The organism is Pseudomonas sp. PWP3-1b2 (genome assembly GCF_049896045.1).
GTDB classification, from domain to species: domain Bacteria; phylum Pseudomonadota; class Gammaproteobacteria; order Pseudomonadales; family Pseudomonadaceae; genus Aquipseudomonas; species Aquipseudomonas antarctica_B.
Genome location: NZ_JAFCTN010000007.1, coordinates 141,157 through 155,296, shown reverse-complemented (window position 1 = coordinate 155,296; position 14,140 = coordinate 141,157). Strand labels below are relative to the sequence as shown.

Here is a 14,140-nt window from a genome sequence, read left to right as displayed (position 1 = left end):
AATAAATAAAATAATTATTCCGTTCGCAACAGGATCAATTGTGGAATTAACGCCCCCCCATCATTGGCCTAAAAGAAAAGGGAGCGTGACCGCATCGAAGGGCTTGCCGTCGTCATCGTGCATCGACCGCTTGCTTCCGGCCGCAAGTAGCCGCGCCATATCGGGGCGGCTCCAGGGGCGTCCGTCGGGGCGGGCGCCGATCAATCCCCATTTCGTGAGCGCCGTCCAGTAGACATAGGCAGGCGGCTGGCTGATTGTACGAGGATAGACCTCACCACCGATCACGCCGTCGGGTTCCCCTTCACTACCCTTGAACTGAAGGCGCCCGGTCAGCTTATGCTCAAGATCAGTGAATGCGTGCCCGAGATCTTTTGGGGACGGCCGCTTCGCCCGCAAGCTCTGATATAGCCACGGAATGAGGAGCGCGTATCGGAGCCGGGTGTGTAGAACCGAGGTGCCCGGGAAGAAATGGTCTGCGTAACGGTGGTGAACAATTAGGAAGCCAACCTCATCGCGGACCCCGGAGCTGGCACCGAACATCATCTGCTCTGCCTGCCCAAGTGCCTTTCGCGAAAGAAACGTAAAGCCAAAAGATGACAAGAGGCTGCTCCCTAGTAACTCTACAAATCAGATTGCTGCTTGATACCAGATAAAGTACCAGTTCCTCGACTCACAGTATTGACCTCGCACAGCGCCGTGATCAACCACATTATCCACGCGTTAAGCGGCTGATCACGGTGATCCGGAAGCAGCGATATACCTCATAATCCACGGCATTCACATAGAGATGCAAGGAAGCTCATATATCGCAATTATTCTAGGCGAGATTCCAACCTGCCGATTAAATCATTTATCGTTAAACTTATAGCTAATAGAGGCACTCTCCGAACTGACAATTACTACCGAATGCGCGTTAGTGCTGTTCTCGCCTGCCACTTCCAAATAATAAAGCTCGGGAGTTCTTAATAGCAGCTTCCCTTCAATGGCACTACCAGAAACAGATTTACCAAACCCTAACGGCTCGGTTAGCACAACAGGCATTCCCCCAACACGCATCTGAAACAGAGCGTTACCGGCAAGCGCAGCCGCATAGGAATGAAATATAACAGGAGTAACTAGTGCTATCCCTGAAAAAACCAACGGCACCCACCAGCGATTGATTTTCCCATCAATGCCATTAGAAATCCAAAAGAGTACATAGCCTCCTATCAAAAATGCGAAGAACAATGTTGCAACCAAGAGATCATAACTCTTAGCGTAATACGCAACACCCAGTAGTCCCACAGCAACCAGAAACGCTGCCACCGTTGACAAAGCAACTAGAGACCAAGGAGCTTTCGCCTTCCAAAACATAGCAGCCCCCATCAAAGACACAGACAAAACAATAAAATTAAATAGCACATTCAAACTAATAATGCGCATACCTCCCTGCTGGGAGCCAAAGATCTCGTAAGCAAAAAAGCCATGCTGTCGCATATAAATTGACAGCAATAAACTAGGCAGCACGGACAACGTCATGGCGAGCAGTGCTGCAGAGCCAAGATATTTGATGAGGCCCCGTTTATTTTCGACCACTACCTTGAGCAGTTCCTTTTTTGCATCGCCACCCCTTTCCCAAAACAGCACACATAACATCAACAGTACAAAAAACATTTCCACTACAAAACCTCTCCCTATCAGCGAACAAAACAATATGCACCTACTGACTGCTACACACAGCAGGATCCATAGAAGCAGCGTGTATTCTTTTCGGCTAAAGCAGCAGAAACTTAAGCGTCGTACAAACAAAAGCCCACGATTAGGCGGGCTTTTGGGGCATATGGAAAGTACTCACTCCCACTCGAACATAAACGATCATAAAAAACCAATATAAATCATAGCTTTATTTTTATCGTTTCTGCTGATACCACGAAAAACACCATAAACGAAAACCTGTTTTCACAAGCATTGCATCATTCATGCGATGTGGTGATCGGCTGGGGAATTGACCCGTCTGCCAATACCGCCCTGATCCTGTATTGACTCAAGATCCAATGCCGGAAAGTACTCGCAGACCAAGAGTCACGGTCAGTGAAATGTTGGTAAATGGACCAATACTTCATAAGCTGAAACACGCTCGCCTATGGGAATGACTGAACGTGCTGGACGGCAATCAAACAGTGCATAACCGCTATGAGGATACCGGGGCCGCTTGCAAACCCTTCTAGAGCGACTCACCCTACGGCGTCTCACACTTATCCGAGTCAACCCATAAGGAAGAACGCGATGTTCACGAGGAGCCTGTTGCTGGGTTTTTGCGTTGTGTTACTAGTTGGCTGCACGGGAAGGGGCTTTCAACCGCCAGCTCCGGATTACACAAAATGGTACAAGGAGGGCGTATCGCAGACCGGGATCGTTGCTGCGATGCGTGCGTGCGGATATACCAATGTTGATGGCGCAGGAGACAGGTCGCCAATCGATGTGAGGTTAACGAATTTCTATTGCATGAAAGACGCAGGCTACAAACGCAAAGATAACGTGGACATGTGCAAGCTCGGTCGTATTGGTGAGTCTGCGGTGTGTGACGGGCGCCGGTAATCGGGCACAGTCCGGGGCGCTCATGGACATGGAGAATGTGATGTTGCTGACTCGAAATAAGTTGTTGGGCCTGAGCCTTATGGCAGTAGTTGGGGGCTGTACCCCTTTTCAACCGCCACCCGCGGACTACACCCAATGGAAAAAGAAGGGCCTCTCCCAGCAGGGCGTCAAAGACGCAATGCGGGCTTGCGGGTATACCAACCTTGATGGCGCTGGCGACACGTCGCCGATTGATGTGGTGCTGACGCGCTTCTACTGCATGAAGGATGCGGGTTTTATCCGCACGGACGATCTGGACCTGTGCAAGCTAGGCCGCATTGGCGAATCTCCGGTGTGCGACGGCCGCCGTTAACCCATCACCCAAAGGACACACGGAATGAACAATCTACGCAATGGACTGTATGGCGCCGCACTGGCCCTGGCGGCAACAGCGCTGGGCGGTTGCGCCTCCTCGGCGGCGGTCACCGGCGAGCCTGGGGTAAACATGGGCGACAGCTATCAGAAGGTGCTTGCGGTGGTCAGCCGCAACAATACCGTGACCAAACAGGTCGATGGCCAAGGCTTCCGGGCGGAGGGTTACTCAGCGATGTTCAAGGACTGTCGCGTCAAGTACTTCCTGTTCCAGGACGCCGATGGTTTGCAGCGCGTGAGCTATGAGCCGGCGCCACACCTGTCGGTCAACCAGAACTGCCGCCAGCCTTAACTTCCCCCTGCGAGTCGATGCCTGATGAGACTGTTGCCTGTAATCCCCGTCGTGCTGCTAGCACTGGGCGGCTGCGGCCAAGTGGCGAACGTGCGTTCGCTGTCCACCGGCTACGTGCCCCCGCAAGGCGGCGAGACTGCCCGTATCCGCCTGCTCACCGACGGCCTGGTGCGCGCCGTGCCGGGGCGTGACTGTCTCGACTGGAACGTGCCCGGCGCGGGGGTGATGGCGTCGGCGAAACCCGGCTTCCCCGACCATAACGGCGAAAACCTCGGCATTCCCGGGCCGATCTTTTCGTGGGCCGGCGCGGTCTCGTCGGAGCTGGTGGTGCCGGCGAACAAGCCGATCGCGTTCCATTACCTGGGGCGCCTGCAATATTCCCGGCAGTGTGCCAAGACCATGACCTTCGTGCCTCGGCCTGGCGTGGACTACATGGTGCAGGCCACCATGTCGGCGGACTGTTCGTTCCAGCTGGATGAATTGGAGGCGGGCGGCAAGCAGTGGGCAATGGTCCAACCGCAGCCAGCGGGGAAGGTGTCGATGTGCAAAGCGATTGATAACTTCTAGCCGAAAATCTGCGCGGGTTGAAGGCTGCGCGTGAAGTTATTCAAGACACATACCATGGGGAGATGGGCAAACAGTTATTACTGACGTCTGCGCTGCTAAGCGTTCTCGATACCATGCCGGCATTCCTTATCCGGGACATGGTATCGATAGAGCTTTCTCATATACCTACGATGTGCGCCATTAACAACGCCACTGATAACGTAGCAAACACCACTATCGAATTTTATTTTTTACAATAAAATCAGATAGTTGAAAACAAACCTCACTCCCACTCAATCGTCGCCGGCGGCTTGCTCGACACGTCATAAGTAACGCGCGAGATCCCTTCGATCTCATTGATGATACGGCCGCTGACAGTCTCCAGCAGTTCGTACGGCAGGTGTGCCCAGCGCGCGGTCATGAAGTCGATGGTTTCCACAGCACGCAACGCAACTACCCACGCGTAACGACGGCCATCGCCTACAACGCCTACAGATTTAACTGGCTGGAACACCACGAATGCCTGGCTGACTTTGTGGTACCAGTCGGCTTTGCGCAGTTCTTCGATGAAGATGTGGTCGGCGCGACGCAGCAGGTCGGCGTATTCCTTTTTCACTTCACCGAGGATGCGCACGCCCAGGCCTGGGCCCGGGAATGGGTGGCGGTAGACCATGTCGTACGGCAGGCCGAGTTCCAGGCCCAGGCGGCGGACTTCGTCCTTGAACAATTCGCGCAGCGGTTCTACCAGCTTGAGGTTCATTTCCTCAGGCAGGCCACCCACGTTGTGGTGGGACTTGATCACGTGGGCCTTGCCGCTCTTGGCGCCGGCCGACTCGATCACGTCTGGGTAGATGGTGCCCTGGGCGAGGTACTTGATGTTGTCCAGGTGTTTGGCCTGGGCATCAAAGACGTCGATGAAGGTGCGACCGATGATTTTGCGCTTCTTCTCTGGGTCGGACTCGCCGGCCAGGTTGTTGAGGAACTGCTCCTCGGCGTTGGCGCGAATCACTTTAACGCCCATGTTCTCGGCGAACATGGCCATCACTTGCTCGCCTTCGTGCAGGCGCAGCAGGCCGTTGTCGACGAAGACGCAGGTCAGTTGGTCGCCGATGGCTTTGTGCAGCAGTGCAGCTACCACGGAGGAGTCAACGCCGCCGGACAGGCCGAGCAACACGTTGTCGGTGCCAACCTGGGCGCGAACCTGGGCAATGGCGTCTTCAGCGATCTTCGACGGGGTCCACAGGGCTTCACACTCGCAGATGTCGAGGATGAAGCGCGACAGGATGCGCCCGCCTTGCTTGGTGTGGGTCACTTCCGGATGGAACTGCACGCCGTAGTAGCCGCGTTCGTCGTTGAACATCCCGGCAATCGGGCAGCTCGGGGTGCTGGCCAGGACGTGGAAGTCGGCCGGCATTTTGGTGACCTTGTCACCGTGGCTCATCCATACGTCGAGGCCGAACAGGCCGTCGGCGTCGATGTGGTCTTCGATGCCGTCCAGCAGGCGGCTTTTGCCGACCACGTCGACACGGGCATAACCGAACTCACGCAGCTCGGAACCTTCAACCTTGCCGCCCAGTTGCTCGGCCATGGTTTGCATGCCGTAGCAGATACCGAAGACCGGTACGCCCAGGTCAAATACTGCCTGCGGGCAGCGCGGGCTGTTGGCTTCGTGCACGGACTCGGGGCCACCGGCGAGGATGACGCCTTTCGGGGCGAATTCGCGGATCGCTTCGTCATCCATGTCGAACGGATGCAGTTCGCAATACACACCGATTTCGCGCACGCGGCGGGCGATCAGCTGAGTGTACTGGGAACCGAAGTCGAGGATCAGGATGCGGTGGGCGTGAATGTCGAGGGCCATGAAGTCAGTCTCGTCTAATGATTCAGAAACAACTCGGGGCTGAATAAGACAGCCCCGGTTACTTAACATTTTGCTGAAAGCATCAACCTACGCGGTAGTTTGGCGCTTCCTTGGTGATCTGCACGTCGTGGACATGGGATTCAGCCATGCCGGCGCCGGTGATCCGCACGAACTCAGGCTTGGTGCGCATTTCTTCGATGTCGGCGCTGCCGGTGTAGCCCATCGAGGAACGCAGGCCGCCCATCAGTTGGTGGATGATCGCGCTGAGGGTACCTTTGTACGGCACGCGGCCTTCGATACCTTCCGGTACGAGCTTCTCGGCGCCTGCCGAGGAGTCCTGGAAGTAACGGTCGGAAGAGCCTTGCGCCTGGGACATGGCGCCCAGCGAACCCATGCCACGGTAGGCCTTGTACGAACGGCCCTGGAACAGTTCAATTTCGCCCGGCGCTTCTTCAGTACCGGCGAACATCGAGCCCATCATCACGCAGGAAGCACCGGCAACGATGGCCTTGGACAGGTCACCGGAGAAACGGATGCCGCCGTCGGCGATCAACGGAACGCCAGTGCCTTCAAGGGCAGCGGCGACGTTGGCGATGGCGCTGATTTGCGGCACGCCGACACCCGCGACGATACGCGTGGTGCAGATCGAGCCAGGGCCGATGCCGACCTTGACCGCGTCAGCGCCGGCTTCAACCAGGGCCTTGGCCGCCGCGCCGGTGGCGATGTTGCCGCCGATCACTTGTACTTCAGGGAAGTTCTCTTTAACCCAACGCACGCGGTCGATCACGCCTTTGGAGTGACCGTGGGCAGTGTCAACCACCACCACGTCAACGCCGGCCGCCACCAGGGCCGAGACACGCTCGCCGGTGTCTTTGCCGGTGCCGACCGCAGCGCCAACGCGCAGACGACCTTGGTCATCCTTGCTCGCCAGCGGGTAAGCCTTGGCTTTTTCGATGTCGTTGACGGTCATCATGCCTTTGAGGGCGAATTTGTCGTCGACGATCAGCACGCGCTCGATGCGGTGTTTGTGCAGCAACTCACGAGCGTCATCCTTGTCGGCACCTTCACGCACAGTGACCAGACGCTCTTTGGGCGTCATCACTTCACGGACGGTGATTTCAAGGCGGTTTTCGAAACGCACGTCACGGGAGGTGACGATGCCGACCAGGTCGCCATCGTGCAGCACGGGAACACCGGAGATGTTGTGCAGGCGGGTCAGGTCGAACAGGTCACGTACGGTGGCGTCAGCGTCGATAGTGATGGGATCTTTCACCACACCGGCTTCGTAACGCTTAACCTTGCGCACTTCGGCAGCTTGCTGCTCGATGGTCATGTTCTTGTGGATAATGCCGATGCCGCCTTCCTGAGCCATGGCGATTGCCAAACGGGCTTCGGTGACGGTGTCCATGGCAGCAGAAACCAGGGGAATATTCAGCTCGATGCCACGGGTTAGGCGGGTCTTGAGACTGACTTCGTTAGGAAGCACCTCGGAATAACCGGGCACTAGGAGAATGTCGTCGAATGTCAGAGCTTCTTGGCTGATACGCAGCATCGCGGGGGCTCCCGAGCGGGAAAATGGAAGCGCGCCATTATATACATGCACCCTGTCTGGCTCAATGTAAAACTCTGACAAACTTGGTAATACTGATAGAAGGGTTACAACTCGACCTTGACCCAGCTGATCTTCTGGTCCAGCCAGTCGGCGAATTCGTCGATGAAGCTCTGCTTGAAGCCCGCCTCCGCCCAGTTATTGAAAATAAATCCCAGGTTGGAGAACCCGCATTCCTGCAGGAACAAAAACCCGTTGATGTCATCTTCATGCCCACACAGCGGGCAGGTGAAGTTGTCGGTGTGGCCGGGCATCCAGTCTTCCAGGCTTTCGAACAGCGCTTCGCCAACTTCCTTGAGGCATTCCGGGCAGCCGGCTTCTTCGAGAAAGCCTTTGGCCGGGGTATAGATGCAGCGCTTGTAGATAATTTCGAGACCGTTGACGGGCTCGTTGAACGGCAACGCTTGCGGGTGCAACACCACCGCACGGGCGCCGTCGGCCAGGGCGTACGCCATGCGGTTGCCGGTGCGGCCACAGGTGGTCAGCTCTTCCTTGATGATGTTCTTGCGCACCAGCCAACGCACGATTGCCCGGGCGCGGGGTTCGTGGACGGGCAAGGTGGAGATTTTCGGGACAAGGATGCTTTGGGAATTCATGGGAGTCCTGCGGTGTGGCTACTGGCGCCATCGCGGGCAAGCCCGCTCCCACATTTTGATGTGTGAATATATTCAAATGTGGGAGCGGGCTTGCTCGCGAAGAGGCCCTGAAGGCTGGCAGCTTAATCCCTGCCCCACACAGGTCAAGCACTCAAATACCGCCCGATCAACGCAATGCCACTGGCCAGCACCAGCCAAGTCACCAGTCTGATGAAAGCTTCACGCGACAGGCGCAGCGTCAACCTGCGCCCACACCACAACCCCAGCGCCATCGCGGGCAACAGGCACAACGCCAACATCAACAAGGCCGAATCCGCATACACCCCGGCCATCAAAAACAAACCCAGGCGCACCACCGTGCTGCAACTGATCAACGCACTCTGCGTAGCCCGCGCCGCATCCTTGGGCAACCGGCTGTTCAGATAGAGGGCGTATAAAAAACCACCACTGCCAAACAACGCACCAAACAGCCCGCCGACCGTGCCCATGGGAATTGCCCAGCCTTTAGCGAGCTGCGTGGGCCGCGCCTTCACCACCAGGCTGTAAATCGCATAGGCGCTGATAAACAGCCCCATCAACAGCAACAACACATCCGAATGCAGGTTGAGCAAAAACACCACGCCGAGAGTGCAACCGATGGCCATGCACGGCAGCAACCGCAACAGCTCCGGCTTATTCACATCCCGCCTCGATTGCAGCAGGTTGCCAAACGCCGCGACAAAATCCAGCAGCACCAGCAGCGGAATGATCTTCGACAGCGGCATAAACAGGATAAGGACCGGCCCCGCCACCAGCGCCGTGCCGAACCCGGCAATGCCAAACACCACGTAGGCGACGACGATGCCCAGGCCGATCACCAGCCACTCCACGCCGCCAAACGACCACTGGCTCATCAGCTCAACCGGGCTCATGGTTTATTCCTTGAAAGAGATGGGCCTCACTTTAGCTATCGTCGAGTGTTGCGGCTAATATCTTCAAAGCCCTTTACCCATCTCAAAAAGGCATGGCGCATGATCTCCACCCGGCAACTGCGCTACTTCGTTGAAATCGTCGACAGCGGCAGCTTCAGCACCGCTGCCGAGCGCCTGTTTGTGGCTCAATCTGCCCTGAGCCGACAAATCAAGGCGCTTGAAACCCAGCTACAAACCCCGCTGTTCGAGCGCACTGCGCGCCTGCCTCGGTTGACGGCTGCCGGTGAAGCCTTTTATCCACGAGCACGCAACCTGCTCAGCGAATTGCTCAAGGCCAGCGAGATGGCCACCCAAGTGGGCAATGGCCAGCGCGGTACCTTGCGCCTTAGCCATTCCAGTACGGTGCCGATGAGCGGGCCGTTGCTGCACGGCATCAGCACCTGGCTGGAGCGCTGCCCCGGCGTGTCGATGGACATCGTCAAACTCTCCTCTGAAGCGCAACTGGAGGAAATTGCCGACGGTCGCCTGGAGGTCGGGCTGTTGCGCCTGCCGGTATTGCGCCAGCGTGAGGGTGTGCGCGTGGTGCCTTTATTCAGTGAGCAACTATTGCTGGCGGTGCCGCCGAAGCACCGGTTGGCGCTCAGCCAAGCGCCGATTGAATGGGAGCAACTCAAGGACGAGGCATTTATCTCGATCCCCCATCCGCAACGCGGTGGCCTGAGTTATCTGTCAGCCGAGTTGTGCATGCGCGCAGGATTTTTCCCCAAGGCGGCGCGAGTGATGTCACGCAAGACCACCCAGCTGCAGCTGATTCAGGCCGGCTTCGGTATTGCCTTGTTACCAAAATCCATGAGGGACATCGCCCCCGCCACCGTGCACTTTTTGCCCCTGGCCGACCCGGACTGCCTGAGCACCGTGGCCGTGGCCTGCGCACAGGCGCCCAGCGCGCTCGTAGAGCAGTTCTGTCAAACGCTGCACGAATGCCTATAAACTGCCGCCCATGATTAAAGATCCTTTTGCCCGCTTAAACCTGGACCGCGAAGTCCTGACTGTCAGCCAACTCAACGGCCGCGCGCGGGTGTTGCTCGAAGACGTGTTCACCAATATCTGGGTCGAAGGCGAGATCTCCAATCTCGCCCGCCCGGCGTCCGGCCACGTGTATTTCACCCTCAAGGACAGCGGCGCCCAAGTGCGTTGCGCGCTGTTTCGCAACAATGCCGCGCGGGTTCGCCAGGCCTTGAGAGACGGCTTGGCGGTGAAGGTGCGCGGCAAGGTCTCGCTGTTTGAGGGCCGTGGCGATTACCAACTGATCCTCGATACCGTGGAGCCCGCCGGTGACGGCGCGCTGCGTTTGGCGTTCGACGCGCTGAAGGAAAAACTCAGCGCCGAAGGCCTGTTCAGTGCCGAGCGCAAAGTGCCGCTGCCGGCACACCCTAGGCGCATTGGCATCATCAGTTCGCCGACCGGCGCGGTGATTCGCGACATCATCAGCGTATTCCGTCGCCGGGCGCCGAACGTTGAACTGACACTGATCCCGACCGCCGTGCAAGGCCGGGAGGCGATCCCGCAGATCGTGCGGGCGCTGAAACTCGCCGACGCGCGGGGTTTCGACGCCTTGATCCTGGCCCGAGGCGGCGGCTCGCTGGAAGACCTGTGGTGCTTCAACGAAGAAGCGGTCGCCCGCGCCATAGACGCGTGCGTCACGCCCATTGTCAGCGCCGTCGGGCATGAAACCGACGTTTCAATCAGCGACTTTGTAGCCGATATCCGCGCCCCGACGCCCTCCGCGGCCGCTGAATTGCTCGCGCCGGACTCCAGCCACCTGACGCGCCAGGTTGAAAACCTGCATCGCCGTCTGGTGATGCTGATGCGCAACCGCCTGACCCACGACCGCCTGCGCCTGGAAGGCATGGCCCGTCGTTTGCGTCACCCCGGCGAGCGCCTGCGTCAGCAAGCCCAGCGCCTGGATGACCTGGACATGCGCCTGCGCCGCGCCTTCGAGCGCAGCCTGAATACCCGCCGCGAACGCCTGATCCGCCTGGAAACCCGCCTCGCCGGCCAACACCCCGGCCGCCAGTTGGCCCTGCTGCGCCAACGCCTGGACAGCCTCGCCGAACGCCTGCCCCGCGCCATGCGCGAAGGCCTCAAGGCGCGTCGCCTGCAACTGCAAAGCCAGGTGCAAACGCTGCACGTGGTCAGCCCGCTGGCAACGCTGGGCCGTGGTTACAGCATCTTGCTGGACGAGCGCGGCCACGCCATTCGCAACGCCGCCCAAACCCACACCGGCCAGCGCCTGACCGCGCGCCTCGGTGAAGGCCAATTGCAGGTGCGGGTGGAAGACAACCACCTGACGCCCGTCACCCTTTCGCTACTGGATTGATTGATGCCACGTTTTCTCAGCTTGTTGATGCTCGTTTGCCTGACCTTTAACGCCCACGCCGACAGCTACATCACGCGCCTGCTGAACAAGCCGGTGCCTGGCGGCGTTGCGGTGGTCGACCTGGGTACAGCGGCGACGGCGCCCAAAGCGACGTACTTGAACCGGCCGGTGCTGGTGGTGAAGGAACAGAACAACTGGTTGGCGATTGTGGGGATTCCGCTCACCACCAAACCCGGTACCGAACGCATCAGCAGTGGCGCGCAAAACCTGCCGTTCGTGGTGGGGTTCAAGAAATACCCCGAGCAGCACATCACCCTGAAGAACAAAAGCCAGGTGAACCCGGCCCCGGCGCAACTCAAGCGCATCGAGGGCGAACTGGCAGTACAGCTCAAGGCGTATCGCAGCTTTAGCCCAAACACGCCAAGTAACCTGCTGCTGGATAAGCCGGTGAACGGGCCGCTGTCGAGCAAGTTTGGCGTACGCCGGTTCTTTAATGGCGAGGAGCGCAACCCGCACTCGGGCCTGGACTTTGCGGTCGGTGCCGGCACGCCCATCAAGACCCCGGCAGCCGGCAAGGTGATCCTGACCGGCAACTACTTCTTCAACGGCAACACCGTGTTTGTCGACCATGGCCAGGGCTTTATCAGCATGTTCTGCCACATGTCGAAGATCGACGTGAAAGTCGGCGACCAACTGGCACGCGGCGCGGTGGTCGGCAAGGTTGGCTCCACGGGCCGTGCGACCGGGCCGCACATGCATTGGAACATCAGCCTCAACGACGCCCGGGTGGACCCGGCGATCTTTATCGGCGCGTTCCAGCCCTGATAGGCAGGGTGAGACAACTGGCCTCCGCGGGCAAGCCCGGCTCCCACATGGGAACATCCTTCACTGTGGGAGCTGGCTTGCCTGCGACGGCGCCAGACCAGTCGACTCTATTGCGCAGCTGGCAAATGCTACGCAAACAAAACATGAACTATTGAAATTTACAGCAATAAAATCTCGCCCCATAAGCAAACAACAGAACTTCTCTCAATTTTTCTCGACTGCTTGCCATCTTTCACCCCGGCGGTTAGGGTTGAGCTTATGAAAACCTCTCACACCCTCATTCAGCTCCGCCAGCACCGCAGCCTGTGCCTCGTCAGCGCACGACTGCCAGGCTGAATCGATCTGCCTCGCCCCCAGCTTCATCCCCAAAAACAGTTTTACGGCAGGCCGCCTTTTCTCGGCCCCTACAGCAAAGGATTTCCCGATGAGCATGCTCAAAGACCCGTCTTCGAAGTACCGCGCGTTCCCGACCATCGATATCCCGGACCGCACCTGGCCGTCCAAGACCATCACCCAAGCGCCGATCTGGTGCAGCTCCGACCTGCGTGATGGCAACCAGTCGCTGATCGAGCCGATGGACGCCGCGAAAAAGCTGCGCTTCTGGAAGACCCTGGTGGCAGTAGGCGTGAAGGAAATCGAGGCGTCGTTCCCGGCCGCGTCGCAAACCGACTTTGACTTCGTGCGCACCCTGATTGAAGACAACCACATCCCCGAGGACACCACCATTCAGGTGCTGACCCAGGGCCGTGAAGACTTGATCGCGCGCACCTTCGAATCCCTGCGCGGCGCCAAAAAAGCCATCGTGCACCTGTACAACGCCACGTCGCCGTCGTTTCGCCGCATCGTGTTCAATCAGGACAAGGACGGCATCAAGGCTATCGCGGTCAACGCAGCCAAGCTGTTCGTCAAATACGCCGCTCAGCAACCAGAAACCCAGTGGACCTTCGAATACTCCCCGGAGACGTTCAGCGCCACTGAGCTGGAGTTCGCCAAGGAAGTGTGTGACGCGGTGATCGAGGTGTGGAACCCGTCGCCTTCGCACAAGATGATCCTCAACCTGCCGGCCACTGTTGAGTGCGCTACACCGAACATCTACGCCGACCAGATTGAGTGGTTCGGTCGTCATATCAACCGCCGTGACAGCGTGATCATCAGCCTGCACACCCACAACGACCGTGGCACTGGCGTGGCCGCTACCGAGCTGGGCCTGATGGCCGGCGCCGACCGTGTCGAAGGCTGCCTGTTCGGCAACGGCGAGCGCACCGGCAACGTCGACCTGGTCACCGTGGCACTCAACATGTACACCCAGGGCCTCGATCCGCAGCTGGACTTCTCCGACATCGACGGCGTGCGCAAAGTCGTCGAGGAGTGCAACCAGATTCAGGTGCACCCACGTCACCCGTACGTCGGCGACCTGGTGCACACCGCGTTCTCTGGCTCCCACCAGGACGCGATCCGCAAGGGTTTCTCTCAGCAGAAGGACGACACCCTGTGGGAAGTGCCGTACTTGCCGATCGACCCGGCCGACATCGGCCGCAGCTACGAGGCGGTGATTCGAGTGAACAGCCAGTCGGGCAAAGGCGGCATCGCCTACCTGCTGGAGCAGGAATACGACATCAGCTTGCCGCGCCGCATGCAGATCGAGTTCAGCCAAGTGGTGCAGGCCGAAACCGACCGCGTCGGCCTGGAAATGACCGCACCGCAGATTTACGCCTTGTTGCAGCGTGAATACTTGCAAGCCAACACCCCGTACGCGCTGGTCAGCCATCGCCTGCAGGAAGAAAACGGTAACAGTTTTGTAGAAGTGGAAGTCTCGGGCAAAGGCCAGGGCGAAACCAACCTGCACTGGAAAGGCAAAGGCAACGGCGCCCTCGAAGCGCTGGTGGCTGGCCTGCCGATTGGTGTGGAGATCATGGACTACAACGAGCACGCGATTGGTGCAGGTACGAATGCCAAGGCGGCGGCGTACATTGAGCTGCGCGTGAACGGCGAGCGTCCGGTGCATGGTGTGGGCATTGATGAAAACATCACCACGGCCAGCTTCAAGGCACTGTTCAGTGCGCTGAACCGTTCGTTGAGCCAGCTGGAAGCAAAAGCGGCGTAACTGACTGCTGAAGTGCAGAAGGCCCCTG

At 58.5% G+C, this 14,140-nt stretch carries 14 protein-coding genes; 8 read left to right on the top strand and 6 right to left on the bottom strand.

Annotation, left to right across the window (positions count from 1 at the left end):
* Window positions 1-60: 60 nt before the first annotated feature.
* Both ACP7A2_RS07370 and ACP7A2_RS07365 read right to left on the bottom strand, forming a co-directional pair.
* On the bottom strand, window positions 61-600 hold the full coding sequence (locus ACP7A2_RS07370) for a DUF6361 family protein (RefSeq protein ID WP_426133674.1): 540 nt from the start codon (window positions 598-600) through the stop codon (window positions 61-63).
* 246 nt (window positions 601-846) lie between these two features.
* Window positions 847-1,659, bottom strand: a complete 813-nt coding sequence (locus ACP7A2_RS07365; protein WP_426133673.1) for a hypothetical protein — start codon at window positions 1,657-1,659, stop codon at window positions 847-849.
* Between the two features lie 606 nt (window positions 1,660-2,265).
* Here ACP7A2_RS07365 and ACP7A2_RS07360 point away from each other — a divergent pair.
* From ACP7A2_RS07360 to ACP7A2_RS07345, 4 genes are read left to right on the top strand one after another with little or no spacing between them, the layout of a single operon-like run.
* Complete coding sequence (locus ACP7A2_RS07360; RefSeq protein ID WP_426133672.1) at window positions 2,266-2,577, top strand: hypothetical protein; 312 nt, start codon at window positions 2,266-2,268, stop codon at window positions 2,575-2,577.
* Between the two features lie 28 nt (window positions 2,578-2,605).
* Window positions 2,606-2,929, top strand: a complete 324-nt coding sequence (locus ACP7A2_RS07355; RefSeq protein WP_426133701.1) for a hypothetical protein — start codon at window positions 2,606-2,608, stop codon at window positions 2,927-2,929.
* Window positions 2,930-2,953: 24 nt separating this feature from the next.
* The gene (locus ACP7A2_RS07350) at window positions 2,954-3,280 is read left to right on the top strand and encodes a hypothetical protein (RefSeq protein ID WP_426133671.1); all 327 of its coding nucleotides are present in this window, start codon (window positions 2,954-2,956) and stop codon (window positions 3,278-3,280) included.
* A gap of 24 nt (window positions 3,281-3,304) precedes the next feature.
* The gene (locus ACP7A2_RS07345) at window positions 3,305-3,847 is read left to right on the top strand and encodes a hypothetical protein (protein ID WP_426133670.1); all 543 of its coding nucleotides are present in this window, start codon (window positions 3,305-3,307) and stop codon (window positions 3,845-3,847) included.
* A gap of 262 nt (window positions 3,848-4,109) precedes the next feature.
* Here ACP7A2_RS07345 and guaA read toward each other — a convergent pair whose 3' ends face one another.
* From guaA to ACP7A2_RS07325, 4 genes are all read right to left on the bottom strand, one after another.
* Window positions 4,110-5,687, bottom strand: coding sequence for a glutamine-hydrolyzing GMP synthase (guaA, locus tag ACP7A2_RS07340; RefSeq protein ID WP_426133669.1), 1,578 nt, complete (start codon window positions 5,685-5,687; stop codon window positions 4,110-4,112).
* 82 nt (window positions 5,688-5,769) lie between these two features.
* Window positions 5,770-7,239, bottom strand: coding sequence for an IMP dehydrogenase (gene guaB, locus ACP7A2_RS07335; RefSeq protein WP_426133668.1), 1,470 nt, complete (start codon window positions 7,237-7,239; stop codon window positions 5,770-5,772).
* Window positions 7,240-7,343: 104 nt separating this feature from the next.
* Window positions 7,344-7,892, bottom strand: a complete 549-nt coding sequence (locus ACP7A2_RS07330) for a sugar ABC transporter ATPase (RefSeq protein ID WP_348055955.1) — start codon at window positions 7,890-7,892, stop codon at window positions 7,344-7,346.
* 143 nt (window positions 7,893-8,035) lie between these two features.
* Window positions 8,036-8,803, bottom strand: a complete 768-nt coding sequence (locus ACP7A2_RS07325) for a sulfite exporter TauE/SafE family protein (protein ID WP_426133667.1) — start codon at window positions 8,801-8,803, stop codon at window positions 8,036-8,038.
* 99 nt (window positions 8,804-8,902) lie between these two features.
* Between ACP7A2_RS07325 and ACP7A2_RS07320 the strand changes: the two genes are divergently transcribed.
* The 4 genes from ACP7A2_RS07320 (at window position 8,903) to leuA (ending at window position 14,112) form a co-directional block, all read left to right on the top strand.
* Window positions 8,903-9,793 (top strand): LysR family transcriptional regulator, encoded by an 891-nt coding sequence (locus tag ACP7A2_RS07320; RefSeq protein WP_426133666.1) that lies wholly within the window; start codon window positions 8,903-8,905, stop codon window positions 9,791-9,793.
* Between the two features lie 10 nt (window positions 9,794-9,803).
* Window positions 9,804-11,183, top strand: a complete 1,380-nt coding sequence (gene xseA / locus ACP7A2_RS07315; protein ID WP_426133665.1) for an exodeoxyribonuclease VII large subunit — start codon at window positions 9,804-9,806, stop codon at window positions 11,181-11,183.
* A 3-nt stretch (window positions 11,184-11,186) separates the two neighbouring features.
* Window positions 11,187-12,008, top strand: coding sequence for a peptidoglycan DD-metalloendopeptidase family protein (locus ACP7A2_RS07310; protein ID WP_348055947.1), 822 nt, complete (start codon window positions 11,187-11,189; stop codon window positions 12,006-12,008).
* Window positions 12,009-12,432: 424 nt separating this feature from the next.
* Window positions 12,433-14,112 carry a 2-isopropylmalate synthase gene (gene leuA, locus ACP7A2_RS07305; protein WP_426133664.1) on the top strand — a complete coding sequence of 560 codons (1,680 nt, stop codon included), beginning with the start codon at window positions 12,433-12,435 and terminating at the stop codon, window positions 14,110-14,112.
* Window positions 14,113-14,140: the final 28 nt, after the last annotated feature.